At 63.5% G+C, this 13,381-nt stretch carries 9 protein-coding genes, 1 tRNA gene and 1 pseudogene; 3 read left to right on the top strand and 8 right to left on the bottom strand.

Translation table 11 applies throughout. The features are described 5' to 3' along the window. The first annotated feature begins 245 nt into the window (after positions 1-245). A complete protein-coding gene (locus tag P7F60_RS12215; RefSeq protein ID WP_277917997.1) occupies positions 246-1,895 on the top strand; it encodes a DUF4214 domain-containing protein in 1,650 nt (549 codons plus the stop codon). Between the two features lie 48 nt (positions 1,896-1,943). Here the strand turns inward: P7F60_RS12215 and P7F60_RS12220 are convergent, their stop codons facing one another. After that, positions 1,944-2,507 (bottom strand): NAD(P)H-dependent oxidoreductase, encoded by a 564-nt coding sequence (locus P7F60_RS12220; protein WP_277917998.1) that lies wholly within the window; start codon positions 2,505-2,507, stop codon positions 1,944-1,946. Between the two features lie 114 nt (positions 2,508-2,621). On the opposite strand from P7F60_RS12220, the gene selD reads away from it, so the two are divergent. Together selD and P7F60_RS12230 are read left to right on the top strand one after the other, a co-directional pair. Further along, entirely contained in the window at positions 2,622-3,668 is a 1,047-nt protein-coding gene (selD, locus tag P7F60_RS12225) for a selenide, water dikinase SelD (RefSeq protein ID WP_277917999.1), read from the top strand. Between the two features lie 106 nt (positions 3,669-3,774). Next, the gene (locus P7F60_RS12230) at positions 3,775-4,065 is read left to right on the top strand and encodes a hypothetical protein (protein ID WP_347276870.1); all 291 of its coding nucleotides are present in this window, start codon (positions 3,775-3,777) and stop codon (positions 4,063-4,065) included. A gap of 27 nt (positions 4,066-4,092) precedes the next feature. On the opposite strand, the gene P7F60_RS12235 is transcribed toward P7F60_RS12230, so the two are convergent. The 7 genes and pseudogenes from P7F60_RS12235 to fdnG form a co-directional block, all read right to left on the bottom strand. After that, a tRNA-Sec gene (locus P7F60_RS12235) sits at positions 4,093-4,188 on the bottom strand. 97 nt (positions 4,189-4,285) lie between these two features. Continuing rightward, positions 4,286-6,226, bottom strand: coding sequence for a selenocysteine-specific translation elongation factor (selB, locus tag P7F60_RS12240; protein WP_277918001.1), 1,941 nt, complete (start codon positions 6,224-6,226; stop codon positions 4,286-4,288). Continuing rightward, positions 6,223-7,615 (bottom strand): annotated as a pseudogene (gene selA / locus P7F60_RS12245) (L-seryl-tRNA(Sec) selenium transferase). The gene selB and the pseudogene selA overlap by 4 nt, the downstream one beginning before the upstream one ends. 4 nt (positions 7,616-7,619) lie before the next feature. Beyond that, positions 7,620-8,537, bottom strand: a complete 918-nt coding sequence (gene fdhE / locus P7F60_RS12250) for a formate dehydrogenase accessory protein FdhE (RefSeq protein ID WP_277918002.1) — start codon at positions 8,535-8,537, stop codon at positions 7,620-7,622. Between the two features lie 38 nt (positions 8,538-8,575). Then, positions 8,576-9,262, bottom strand: a complete 687-nt coding sequence (locus P7F60_RS12255; RefSeq protein ID WP_277918003.1) for a formate dehydrogenase subunit gamma — start codon at positions 9,260-9,262, stop codon at positions 8,576-8,578. Further along, positions 9,262-10,233 (bottom strand): formate dehydrogenase subunit beta, encoded by a 972-nt coding sequence (fdxH, locus tag P7F60_RS12260; RefSeq protein WP_277918004.1) that lies wholly within the window; start codon positions 10,231-10,233, stop codon positions 9,262-9,264. Before fdxH ends, P7F60_RS12255 begins: the two co-directional genes overlap by 1 nt. Beyond that, positions 10,230-13,319, bottom strand: coding sequence for a formate dehydrogenase-N subunit alpha (gene fdnG / locus P7F60_RS12265; protein ID WP_277918005.1), 3,090 nt, complete (start codon positions 13,317-13,319; stop codon positions 10,230-10,232). The genes fdxH and fdnG overlap by 4 nt, the downstream gene beginning before the upstream one ends. Positions 13,320-13,381: the final 62 nt, after the last annotated feature.

Genomic DNA, 13,381 nt, shown 5'->3' on the forward strand with positions numbered 1-13,381 from the left:
ACTTCCTCCATATTTTTGTAGAATTCCGTGGTACCGTAGCACCGATTGCCGCGCTTCGAAGCGGCTGCCTATCCGGCGGGCAACGCTTTTCTCCTTCTTTCTATCGCAAGTTTGCAGGCGCGGACGTAGATGCGCGTCAAGGGTGGCAATCGACCAAAACTGGTGACACCAGTTTTGGCGTTTTGGTGCGCGAGACCGGCCCATTAATCCTTCCTCCAGTTTCAACTCTCTGGGGGATTCAGAGCATGCCAGCCGGTGGTACCGCCGTCGCGACGACGGGCATTTCCTATATTGATGGGATTCTTTACGGAACCAAGTGGAACTCCAATACGCTGACCTACAGCTTTCCGACGCTGGCGGCGCAGGTGACCGGCTATGCGCCGGGCGCGGAAAACCCGGTGGAGAACACCGCTCCCTTCGAGGCGCTGACCGAGGCGCAGAAGGCGGTGATGCTGCGGGCGCTGGCGCACTGGTCCGGCGTCGCCAACATCCATTTCGTCGAATCGGCCAATCCGTCCGATTCGGATATCCGCATCTACTGGTACAAGAGCGCCGACAACTCGACCGCCCAGGTCGTCGACTTTCCCGGCGACAAGGCCGAGTCGGGCGATGTGCAGCTCGGCGGCGGCATGGATCCGGCCCTACCTTGGTCCGAAGGCACCTATGAATTCACCACGCTGCTGCATGAACTCGGCCATGCGCTCGGCCTGAAGCATCCGCATGATGCGATCGGCAGCTTCCCATCCGTCGATACTTCGATCGATTCGGTGGAATCGTCGGTCATGAGCTACAGCAGCTATATCGGGGAAAACTCCGGCGAAGGTTACACGATCCAGGCCGGCAGCTTTCCGATCGGTCCGATGATGAACGATATCGCCGCCATCCAGGCGCTGTACGGGCCGAACCGGACGACTCAGGCCGGCGACAATGTCTACAAGTTCGATCCGAATACGCCTGTCGTCTTCGTCACGCCCTGGGATGCCGGCGGCACCGACACCTATGATTTTCAGGCTTATGCCAGCAACCTGACTGTCGACCTGCGTGCAGGCGCCTGGACGAATCTCGGCGGGCAATACGCCATCCTCGGCGCCGAAGGCCAAATGGCGCGCGGCAATATCGCCAACCCCTATCTTTACAATGGCGAAACCGCCAGCTTGATCGAAAACGCCATCGGCGGCAGCGGTGACGACACCATCCACGGCAACCAGCTCGCCAATATCCTGACCGGCAATGGCGGCCAGAACACGCTCTACGGCTACGATGGCAACGACACGCTTTATGGCGGCAGTGGCAACGACATCCTCGACGGCGGCGCGGGCGACGACCTGCTGGTCGGCGGCGGCGGCTCGGACAGGCTGATCGGCGGCAGTGGCCTCGATACGGCGGTCATCGACGGCGCGCGCTCCACCTTCGGCGTCAAGATCAAGGACGGCGCAGTGACGCTGACTTCGTCCTCCGAAACCAGCCTGACCGAAGTCGAGCGCATCAAGTTCAGCGATGGTACCCTCGCCTTCGACCTGGAGGGACATGCCGGCCAGCTTTTCCGCCTCTACAAGGCGGCATTCGACCGCGCCGCCGACGCCGGCGGTTCCGGCTACTGGATCCGCAAGCTCGACGCCAATGAACTCAGCCTGCAGCAAACAGCCAAGCTTTTCCTGAGCTCGCCGGAATTTTCGGCCCGCTACGGCTCGATGAACGACAACCAGAAATATGTCGAGGCGCTCTACAGCAACGTGCTCGGCCGCTCCTCCGAAAAGGCCGGCATGGATTACTGGGTGGGTGCGCTGAATTCCGGCGAATACTCCCAGGACAAGGTGCTGGCCTTCTTCGCCGACAGCACCGAGAACAAGGGCCTGCAATCCGCCTTCCTCAATGACGGCCTCTGGTACGTCTAACCCGGCAATTCACCGCGTGGCGGGCCAAGGCCTGCCGCGCGGCTTTTCTCATGCCCGCCGGTTGGCAGCGATCCAGGCGGCGAATCGCTCCATGAAACCGGAGAGGAATTTTTTCGTTTCGTCCTTGGCCAGTTTGCCGTCGTCATCCAGCAGGCCGGCCACGCCGCCGATATAGGCCTCCGGCTGCTGCAAGGTCGGGATATCGAGAAACACCAGCGACTGGCGCAGATGATGATTGGCGCCGAAGCCGCCGATTGCGCCCGGCGACACGCTGACGACGGCGCCCGGCTTGCCGCTCCAAACGCTCTTGCCATAAGGCCGCGATCCGACATCCAGGGCGTTTTTCAAGACCGCCGGCACCGAACGGTTATATTCCGGCGTCACGAACAGCACGGCATCGAAGCCGCGCACCTTGTCACGAAAAGCGGTCCAAGCCGCTGGCGGTGTGCCCTCGTCGTCGAAATCCTGGTTGTAGAGCGGCAGGTCGCCGATTTCGACGATCTCCAGTTTCAGATTTTCAGGGGCGAGCCCGATCAGGGCATGAGCGATCTTGCGATTGAACGAGGCTTTTCGCAGGCTGCCGACAAAAACCGCGACGGATGAACTGGTCATGATGTTCTCCTTGGTTGACACCAGAAGAATATGGCGGCTCCATCGGCTTGCAAGCGCCGGCTTGCAAAACCGGCAAGCAGCCATATCTGATGAAACGCGATGTCAGGAGATCCCATGCACTCTGCCCCTCGCCTCACCGAACTTGCCCATGGCGGCGGCTGTGGCTGCAAGCTGGCGCCCTCCGTGCTGCAATCCCTGCTGGCGCGGCAGCCGGCAATGCAAGCCTTTGCACCGCTACTGGTCGGCAGCGAAGCTGCCGACGATGCGGCCGTCTGGCAGGTGGACGACAAGACCTGCGTCATCGCCACCACCGATTTTTTCATGCCGGTGGTCGACGATCCCCATGATTTCGGGCGCATCGCGGCGACCAATGCCATTTCCGACATCTATGCCATGGGCGGGCGGCCGATCATGGCGCTCGCCATCCTCGGCATGCCGATCGGCAAGCTGGCGCACGAAACCATCGCCCGCATCCTCGAAGGCGGGGCGAGCATCTGCGCCGAGGCCGGCATTCCCGTCGCCGGCGGCCATTCGATCGATTCGGTCGAACCGATCTACGGTCTGGCTGTCATCGGCCTGTGCTCACCGGAAAAATTGCGGCGCAATGGCGGGGCGCGGCCGGGCGACGCGCTGATCCTGACCAAGGGGCTCGGCGTCGGCATCTATTCGGCGGCGATCAAGAAGAATGCCTTGCCGGAAGGCTGTTATGCCGAAATGCTGGCCTCGACCACGCTGCTCAACCGCATCGGCGCCGATCTTGCCGACGATCCGCATGTGCATGCACTGACCGATGTCACCGGCTTCGGCATTCTCGGTCACGGGCTGGAGATGGCGCGCGCCTCGGGTCTGCGGCTCGAAGTCGACCTTGCCGCCCTGCCCTTCCTTTCCCAGGCGCAATCGCTGGCGCGCGAAGGCTTCATAACCGGCGCCTCGCAGCGCAACTGGGCGAGCTATGGCGCCGATGTCGACCTGCCGGAGGCCTTGCCGGACTGGCAGAGGCTGCTTCTGGCCGATCCGCAGACCTCCGGTGGGCTTCTGGTTGCCTGTTCGGCTGACAAGGCCGATTCGATTTGCGAGACGATTCGCGGCGCCGGTTATCCGCTGGCTTCAATCGTCGGAAAAGCGTCGGAAGGACCGGCGCGGATCGTCGTACAGGCCTGAACGTGGAACCGGACGGGCTAGGTTTCGTTTTGAACAAACAGCGAAGGAGAAGGCCATGCCGAGGTTGAAGACCGCCCTTGCCGCCGGCGCGATATCCCTTTTTGCCATGGCGCCCATGACACTGGCGCAGACGAAGAGCGTCGACCCGATCACCACCTGCGCCACCCCGTCCGGCAAGGCCGAGCCGGCGACGCCGCCGGACAGGACGAGCTCCGATGGCACCGCTCCCGGCAATGCCGGCTCCACCGGCTGGACGGGCGGCACCGGCGGCGTGCAAATCGGCACCAATCCGCAAGGCGCGACCGAACATTCGCAGACATGGCAACCGCCGACAGCCCGCGGCCTCGACCTGACCATGACGCCGCCGGAAAAGCCCGCCGACAACAAGGCCTGCTGATATAGCTTTCAAGGAATAGACGCCGGCTGGCGGAAGAGAATGGGAGTCGAACCCACCCGAGACAGCCTCGCTGCCCCACCCGGATTTGAAGTCCGGACGCCCCACCGGGGACGACGCTCTTCCTCTGCCTGAAGCGTTCCGCTTTCTCCGAAACGCTCCATCTATTTGTTTTCACGCGTTTCCGGACGCAAAACCGCGTCACACTCTTGCTGGAAATGCTCTAAACACTTTTTCTGGAAATGTCTTCGTCAAACAAGTCCAGCCGATGCGGATTGAGGCGGCGGACATCGCCGCGCCGCAGGGTCACACCCTGCCGATCGAAGAACTCGAGAATTTCGATCGCCACCTTTCTACCGTTGTTGACCCGGTCCCGAAAGAGACCGGCGGCAAATTCTCCCTTTTCCGTGCCGGCCGCGACATCACGGATGATCTCCACCATCTCGGCGGTCGTCTCGCGCATGAAAAAATGATCGTGGCGGAGCTCGTCCACCCGGCCGAGCCGGGCGCAGAGTTTCAGCACGCGGCGGATGGCGCGCTCGTCCTGGCCCAGCATGTCCGCGAAATCGCGCACGCGCGGCGGGCGAAAGCGACCCTCGCCTTCCAGATGCGGCAGCAGCCGGGCAAACAACGCCTCCTCTTGCGAGCTGAGCTTCACCACATGCCCAGGCAGGCGCACGAAGGCGCCTTCCAGCGCCAGATGCCCCACAACCTGCTCCGCCTTCAACGCGGCCAGAAAGGCGGCCGCCGGCAGGCGCGGCGTCACCTGGAGCCGCAGCCGCTCGCGGCCCATGCCCTGCAGATCGGGATTTTCCGCATGGAAAGCGCTCAGCATTTCATGAAATGTTTCGCACAGTGCCGCGCGCTGTCGGCGCGACAGGGCCAGCCGCTCGCCGCCGGCGCGGATGCTCTCGGCATTGCTGGCAGAAATCGCGTTTGCCAGTTCCTCCTCGGAAAGCGCACGGTCGCGGCCGAAGACAATGAGATCGACGACGAACGGCGGGACATCGAGCATTGCGCGCAAGGCATCGGCGGCCTCCGGCCGGGCCATGGCGTCGAGCAGAGCAAGCCGTTCCGTCGTGCGGCGTTTTCGCAGCGGCGCGCGCAGGTCGAGGAAGCGGCCGCCGCCGATGGTGCGTTGGGCGGAGACGTCGCGCAGGATGAAACGGTCGAGGGCGGCGGCGGCGATTGGCCGGTCGAGCACCAGTTGCACCTTGGCCCGGCCGCCTGGGGGCACGGGATGTTCCAGCGGTACGATGCGGACATCCGTTTCCGCGCCGCCGTGATGCAGGCGGGCGGAAAACCATTCGCCGACCGACTTCGATTCGGAAGCGAGAACGGAAAGTTCGGCATCGATGCGCGCCGCCGGCGCATGCAAGGCCGGGTCGATCACCATGTCGCCACGGGCAATCGCCTCCTTGGAAATGCCGTCGCCAACGAGATTGAGGGCGCAGCGCTGGCCGGCGATGCCGCGCTCCGCCTTTTCGTTCTGGGCATGAATGGAACGCACCCGCGCCGGCAGACCGGAAGGGCTGATCGCCACCTGATCGCCGACCGCGACCGAACCGGACAGCACCGTGCCGGTCACCACCGTGCCGGCGCCGGAAAGCGTAAAGCAGCGATCAACCGCCAACCGGAAGCGGCCGCTCGCGCGCGCCGCCCCGATCTCGCGCTCGGCCGCGGCGAGTCGCGCCTTGAGATCATCCATTCCTGCGCCCGTCGCGGCCGAGACGGTGAGAATATCGGCAGCGGCAAGGCCGGTCGGGGCCAGAAGGGCGTGGATTTCGAGGCGCAAGGCTTCCAGCCGGGCGGCATCGGCCAGATCGGATTTGGTGATGGCGACAAGGCCGCGGCGGAGGCCGAGCAGGTCGAGGATGGCCAGATGCTCGCGGGTCTGCGGCATGATGCCGTCATCTGCGGCGACCACCAGCAGCGCGAAATCGATGCCGCCGGCACCGACCACCATCGTATGAATGAAACGTTCGTGGCCGGGCACGTCGATAAAGCCGGTCACCGTTTCGGCGAGACGCACATAGGCGAAGCCGAGATCGATGGTGATGCCGCGCGCCTTTTCCTCCTTCAGGCGGTCGGTGTCGACGCCGGTCAAGGCCTTCACCAGCGTCGTCTTGCCATGGTCGATATGGCCGGCGGTTCCGACGATCATGATGGGGCGAAGCCGCTGGAAAGACTGTCAAGGAAGCCCGCTTCGTCCGACAGGCAGCGCAGGTCGAGGATAAAAGCGCCATCGCCGATGCGTCCGAGGATGGGGCGCGGCAGGAGGCGCAGCCTAGCCGCCAGCGTCTCCAGCGCACCGCCGCTCGCGCCGGTGATTCTCAGGCCGGCGCTCGGGATCGTATCGACCGGAAGCGCGCCGGAGCCGATCTGGCTGGCGCAGGCGCAGGTATCGACCGCATAACCCAGCGGCGCGAGCAGCGCGGCAAGCGCAGGCGCCAGCCGCTCGGCCTGCTGGCGGATATCCGCCTCCTTGCGGGATAGCAGGCGGAATGTCGGCAGGCGCTCGGCCAGCCGGTCGGGATCGCGATAAAGTTTCAGCGTCGCCTCCAGTGCGGCGATGCGGATCTTGTCGACGCGCAGCGCCCGTTTCAGCGGGTTGCGGTTGATTTCAGCAATTAAATCCTTGCGGCCGACGATGAAGCCGGCCTGCGGCCCACCGAGCAGCTTGTCGCCGGAAAAGGTGACGAGACCGGCGCCCTCCGCCACCGCCTCGCGCACCGTCGGCTCGCGTTTCAGGCCGAAGCGGGAGAGATCGATCAGCGTGCCCGAGCCAAGATCGTTGACCAGCGCCACGCCGGCCTCTTTCGCAATATCGGCCAGTTCCGCGCCCGGCACGTCGGCAGTAAAGCCTTCGATGCGGTAGTTCGACGTATGAACCTTGAGGATCAGCGCCGTTTCCGGACGCAGCGCACCGCGATAATCTTTCGGATGGGTGCGGTTGGTGGTGCCGACTTCGACGAGGCGCACGCCGGCGCGCTCCATGATATCCGGCATGCGGAAGGCGCCGCCGATCTCGATCAGCTCGCCGCGCGAGACGATGGCCTCGCGGCCGGCGCCGACCGCATTCAGGGCGATCAGCACGGCAGCGGCATTGTTGTTGACGATCGTCGCGTCTTCAGCGCCGGTCAGTTCGCAGAGCAGGCCGCGCAGATGGCTGTCGCGCTCGCCGCGCCGGCCGCTGTCGAGATCGAATTCCAGCGCCGCCGCCTCCCGCATGGCATCGACGGCGGCGGCAATCGCCTCCTCCGCCAGCAGCGCGGCCGAGATTGGTGTGCAGCACCGTGCCCGTGAGATTGAACAACGGCCGAAGATTGGAGCGGTCGCGATGTTCCAGCCGCGCCAGAAGCGCGGCGAAAATGCCCGCCTCGTCCGGCGGCGTCCCGCCGGTCCGCATCGCCTCGCGGATATCTTGAAGCGTGGCGCGCAATTCCTCGGTCACCAGTGTGCGGCCGTAACGGTCGAGAAGCGGCGCCAGCAGCTGCGATTTCAACAGGCGGTCGATGGAAGGCAGTGCGCGAAAATCGGCGGGGGCATCCATGGGCTCAATATCCGATCAGGAATGGATCGAAGCCAGCCCGCCGATACTCCGTCTCGCGCATCAGCAGATCGAGGCCGAGGCTGGCGACGTCGTCGGCGACGATATCGAGCGAAGGATTGCGGTTCTGGTAGAGGATTTTCGTCCAGCTTTGGCAGCCGTCGCAGATTTCCGCCTTGATCGACGCCTCCTCCGCCTCGACGGCGCGATAGCCGATACCCTTGGTCGAGCCGCAGGCGAGGCATTTAACCCGCACCTCGTTCCAGCGTGTGGCGCAGCAGGAACAGACGGCGTAACGCGCCCCTTCCGCCCCATGCACGCCAACGACCAGCGAGCCGACCGGCCGGCCGCCGCAGGCGGGGCAGACGCCGACGCCGACCGGCACGAGGCGGGATGCCTCCAGCATCGCAGCAAGGCGTGCGGCATGGACCTGCACCGCCGCCGCCACGAACAGATGATGGGCAACGCTATCAGGCGGGATGGTGTCGGAGAGCACGTTTTCCAGCATCCACCCGCGCGTGTCGGTATCCGTGCCGATGACCGCCTCCAGCGCCTCGCGGGCCTGTTGCGGCATGTCGACGGTTCTTGCCGATGTCAGGAAAGCCTCCAGCGTCTCGCGGCAGGCGGCCTGCCCAGCCAGCATCAGCCGGTCGATGGGCGGCATGGCGGCGGCGCGCGCCCGTTCCACCTGTTCGGCATCGAGCGGCGGCACCGGAGGAAGACTGTTCGAAAGAGTGGCCTGCAGGCGGGAAAGATCGGCGAGAAAATGCAGGTAGGACGCCAGCCGGCTGGTTTCCGCAAGCCCCTCGAACCGTCTGGCGCGATCCTCGAAAAGCTGCGGCAGGCGGGGGAGCACCGCAAACGGCGCCTTGGAGATACCGCCGATCACGGAAGGATCGGGCTGAAGCGTGGAGGACGTGTTCATTTCACCTCCGGGCCGACCGGCCACGGGTTTCAAGGAATTTATTCTGCCGGATCGATCCGGCCGCGTCCAGCCAGCTCTTTCAGCCATTTGCGATGATGCCGCCAGGCCCAGCCGCCGGTCACCGTGCCGCGCGTCATGGCGCTCAGCGTGCCGCGCGTCCAGATCGCTGCGTAGACATGCAGGATGAACAGCATGATGATCAGCACAGCCGAAACAGAATGCACGAGAACGGCGATGCGGCGAAGCAGGATCGGCGTCGATTCGCCGAAATACTGGTCCCAGATCATCAATCCGCTGCCGATCAGCACGATGATGAAGAAGGCCATGCCCCAGAAGATGAATTTCTGGCCGGCATTGTATTTGCCGATCTCCGGCAGCTTTTCCTCATGCCCGGCGACGACGTCGTTTATCTGCGACACCCATTGCACATCGACGCGATTGGGCAGGTTCGCCCGCCAGAGCTGCGCGAACAGGATGAAGAAGCTGACGAACAGCACGACGCCGATCCAGGGATGCAGCATGCGCGTATTCTGCCCGCCGCCGAACAGACCCGTCAGGAAGAACAGCGAGGGATGGAACAAAGCGAGCCCCGACAGGAGCAACAGGATCAGGCAAGTGGCCGTGATCCAGTGGTTGATCCGCTTGGCCGGGCCGTAGCGGTTCACCGTCACCGGCGGGCCGCGGTGGATCGCATCGCCGGGCAGCACATCCTTGGAGATGGACATCAGGCGTCCTCCTTCCGGCCTTTCGCCGCATCGACCAGCTTTTCGGCGTTTTCCTCGTCTTCCGGCTGCACCCTGTTGGCCTTGCCGAAGATGCCGTGCAGAACCGCGCCGGCGGCGGCAACGCCCATGGCGGCGAGGCCGACATATTTGGTGACGCCCTTCCAGGCCTGGACGATGCCGGAAATCTTCGGATCGTCCGGCAGGTTGGCGTAGATATGCGGCTTGTCGGCGTGGTGCAGCACATACATGACATGCGTGCCGCCGACGCCCGGCGGATCGTAAAGCCCGGCATTCTCATAGCCGCGCGATTTCAGGTCGGTGATGCGCTCCTCGGCATGGCTCTTCATGTCCTCCTTGGTACCGAAGACGATAGCCTGCGTCGGGCAGGCCTTGGCGCAGGCCGGCCCCTGGCCGACGGCGACGCGATCCGAACAGAGCGTGCATTTATAGGCGCGGTGATCGACCTTGGAGATGCGCGGAATGTTGAACGGACAGCCCTTCACGCAATAGCCGCAGCCTATGCAGTTCTCATGGATGAAATCGACGATGCCGTTCGAATATTGCACAATGGCGCCGGGCGCCGGGCAGGCCTTGAGGCAGCCGGGATCGGCGCAATGCATGCAGCCGTCCTTGCGGATCAGCCATTCGAGATTGTCGTTCTCGGGGTTGATCCACTCGGTAAAGCGCATCAGCGTGAACATGTTTTCGGTGAGGTCATGCGGGTTGTCATAAACCCCGACATTTTCCTCGATCTCAGGATGGGTATCGTTCCATTCGACGCAGGCCGACTGGCAGGCCTTGCAGCCGATGCATTTGGAGACGTCGATCAACTTGGCGACCGGGGTGAGCTGCCGCTCCGGCGGCGGCAGGTCCGCGGTCGCCGAACGCCGCACCAGATCGCGCGGCGTCAGGTTGGTTTCCATCGGCTGCACGGGGGGATTGCTGACGGCGGTGCGCGGACTGTCCATCATGCGATACCCTCCTGCGGCGGCGTCGTGGGCTCGATATTGACCAGAAATGCCTTGGATTCCGGCGTCTCGATATTGGCGTCACCGACGAAGGGCACCAGCGAATTCGGCCCGAAGCCCTTCTTCGCCGCGCCGGTGAAACCCCAATGCAGGGGAATGCCGACGACATGCACGGTCTTGCCGTCGCAGATCAGCGGCCGGATGCGCTTGGTAACCAGCGCCTTGGCCTTCACCGAACCGCGTTTCGACCAGACGCGGACCCAGCCGCCCTTTTCGATGCCCTTTTCCTTGGCCAGTTCCTCGGAGATTTCAACGAAGAATTCCGGTTGCAGCGCCGCATTCACGCGGTTGTGCTTGGTCCAGAAGTGGAAATGCTCGGTGAGGCGATAGGACGTCGCCGCATAGGGGAACTCGTCCGACTGGCCGAGCTGCGCGGCATCCGTCTGGAAGACGCGCGCCACCGGATTGCCGCGCATCTTCGGATTGAAGACATTGGCGACCGGCGATTCGAATGGCTCCATATGCGCCGGGAACGGCCCGTCGCGCATCAGCCCGCGCGTAAATAGCCGCGCTGTGCCCTCCTGGTTCATGATGAACGGGCCGACGTCCTCCGGCTTGGCGTTCGGCGCGATATCCGGTACGTCGTAGCCCGACCATTTCGTGCCGTCCCATTCGATGATTTTTCGCGTGGGATCCCAGGCCTTGCCCTGCAGGTCGCAGGAGGCGCGGTTGTAGAGTGTGCGCCGGTTCAGCGGCCAGGCGAAGGTCCAGCCGAGATAGGCGCCGGTCTCGTCGGGATCGTGGTTGTCGCGGCGGGCCATGTTGTTGCCCTGCTCATTGAAGCAGCCGGAATAGATCCAGCAGCCCGACATGGTCGAGCCGTCGTCGCGCAGTTGCGAGAAGTTCAGCACCTGCTTGCCGGCCGGCACCAGCATCTTGGTCGGATCGGCGGGATCCATGAGGTCGGTCAGCGCCCGGCCGTTGATTTCCTTGGCCAGTTCCTCCGGCGTCGGCTCGTTGGGATCGGCGTAATCCCAGGAAAGGTTGACCACCGGATCGGGGAAGGCGCCGCCTTCCTTGCGATAGAGATCGCGCAGCCGCAGGAAGATCTGGGCGATGATCCAGGTGTCGTGCTTGGCCTCGCCCGGCGGCGTGCCGCCGGCCCAGTGCCATTGCAGCCAGCGGCCGGAATTGGTGAGCGAGCCCTCCTCCTCCGCGAAGCAGGTGGTGGGAAGCTGGAACACTTCCGTCTGGATCGCGGCCGTATCCACCGGGTTGAAATCGCCGTGATTTTCCCAGAAGCGCGCGGTTTCCGTCTCCAGCGGGTCCATGGTGACCAGCCATTTGAGATTCGACAGGGCCTTGGTGTTCTTGTCCCTGTTCGGGAAGGCCAGGATCGGGTTGAAACCCTGGCAGATATAGCCGTTGACCTTGCCGTCATACATCAGCTCGAACATACGCAGGACGTCATAGGAGGGCACATCGAGCTTGGAGAGGTAGTTGAAGGCCCAGTCGTTGTCGGCGCGGGCGAAATCGCCCCACATGGCCTTCTGGAAGGAGACCATGAACTTCTTGTAGTTTTGCCAGTAGCTGGTCTGGCCCGGCCGCAGCGGCTTGAACAGCCGCGTCGACATATAGGTCTCGAACGTCTCGTCCTTCTCGCTCGGCATGGTCAGATAGCCGGTGAGCAGGTGCGACATCAGCCCGAGATCGGTCAGCCCCTGAATGTTGGAATGGCCGCGCAACGCATTCATGCCGCCGCCGCGCACGCCGATATTGCCGAGGATGAGCTGCAGCATCGCCATGGCGCGGATGTTCTGCGAGCCGCTGGAATGCTGGGTCCAGCCGAGCGCATACATCGAGGTCATGGTTTTCGTCGGCGTCGAGCATTCCGAGATCATCTCGGCCACCTTCAGGAATTTCTCCTTCGGCGTGCCGCAGATGCGCTCGACCATCTCGGGCGTATAAGGCGCCAGATGCTCCTTCAGCAAGTTCCAGACGCAGCGCGGATGAGCAAGCGTCGGATCGGTGGTGACGAACCCGTCCTCGCCCAGCACATAATCCCAGCTCGATTTGTCATAGTCGCGCTTTTCGGGGTCGTAGCCGGTGAACAGCCCGTCCTTGTAGGCAAAACCGTCCTTGACGATGTAGGAGGCGTTGGTGAACGCCTTCATGTACTCCCACTGCACCTTGCCGTTGTCGATGCAATATTTCATCACCCCGTTGAGGAAGGCGATGTCCGTTCCTTGGCGGATCGGCGCGTAATAATCCGAAACCGAGGCCGTGCGGGTATAGCGCGGATCGACGACGATCAGCTTGGCGCCGCGATGGGCCTTGGCTTCCGTCACCCATTTGAAGCCGCAGGGGTGCGCTTCCGCCGCATTGCCGCCCATGACGACGACGAGGTCGGTGTTCTTGATATCGGTCCAGGCGTTGGTCATCGCGCCACGGCCAAATGTTGGGCCCAAACTGGACACCGTAGGGCCGTGTCAGACGCGTGCCTGATTATCGAAACCGACTATTCCCAGGCTCTTGGCGAATTTGAAGGTCGCCCAGGCCGTTTCGTTGGTGGTGGCGGAGGCGGCGAGCATGCCGACCGTCGACCAGCGGTTTACCGCAATGCCCTTGGCATTGGCGGCGACGAAATTGGCGTCGCGGTCGTCCTTCATCCGCCGCGCGATGCTATCGAGGGCCTCGTCCCAGGAGATGCGCTCGAATTTATCGGCCCCGGGCTTGCGATGCATGGGATATTTCAGGCGGGTCGGCGATTTGACGAAATCCTTGAGCGCCGCCCCCTTGGGACAGAGCGTCCCACGATTGGTGGGGTGATCGACATCGCCCTCGATATGGACGATATCGGCCGTCTCGCCTTTGCGAAGGTCGCCCTTCGAATAGATGATGATTCCGCAGGCGACGGAACAATAGGGGCAGGTGTTGCGGGTTTCGGTCGTGGTGGTGAGCTTGAAAGGCCGGACATGCGCCGCTTCCGCAGCCTCCGCTTCTCCAAACCCCATCGCACCGAGCGACGTTGCCGCGACCCCTGCTCCCGCCAGCTTCAGAAAGCTGCGCCGGGAGAGATCCACGTTCATTGACGGTCTCCGTTAAACCAAGCCGTGCGACTAAGTTTAGGACTCAAGTCCTATAAGTCAAG

Source organism: Rhizobium sp. YJ-22, from assembly GCF_029601685.1.
In the GTDB taxonomy this organism is placed as follows: domain Bacteria; phylum Pseudomonadota; class Alphaproteobacteria; order Rhizobiales; family Rhizobiaceae; genus Metarhizobium.